The organism is Vibrio sp. 811 (genome assembly GCF_033339195.1).
On sequence record NZ_JAWOUB010000697.1, the window covers coordinates 1 to 579 of the forward strand.

Below are 579 nucleotides of genomic sequence, written 5' to 3' on the forward strand. Positions count from 1 at the left end.
GTACGTTTTGATGACCGCACCACCAATAACCTTGAGAAGTACTGTCCAAATGCGAAAGTGATGCACATTGATATTGACCCGTCGTCTATCTCCAAAAACGTCAAAGTGGATCTTCCAATCGTAGGCTCTGCTGAAAAAGTACTGACTACTATGCTTGGTCTACTGGCAGAGCAAGATTGTGGCAACGATGAAGCGGCGATCACTAAGTGGTGGGATGATATTCAAGTGTGGCGCGATCGTCAGTGCTTGTCTTACGAAACGTCGTCGGATCGTATCAAGCCACAGCAAGTCATTGAAACACTGCACAAGCTAACCAATGGTGACGCGTATGTGGCGTCTGATGTAGGCCAGCACCAAATGTTTGCGGCGTTGTACTACCCATTCAACAAACCTCGCCGTTGGATCAACTCGGGTGGCTTGGGCACAATGGGCTTTGGTCTTCCTGCTGGTATGGGCGTTAAGTTCGCGATGCCTGAAGAAGAAGTGGTGGTGGTGACGGGTGATGGCAGTATCCAGATGAACATTCAGGAGCTATCGACGGCCATGCAGTACGATATTCCTGTGAAGATCATCAATCTG

The 579-nt window shown here is 49.1% G+C and carries 1 protein-coding gene; it reads left to right on the plus strand.

The genetic code is table 11. The features are described 5' to 3' along the window. On the plus strand, positions 1 to 579 hold a 579-nt coding region (locus tag R7Q46_RS28895), incomplete at both ends, for a thiamine pyrophosphate-dependent enzyme (RefSeq protein WP_318078543.1).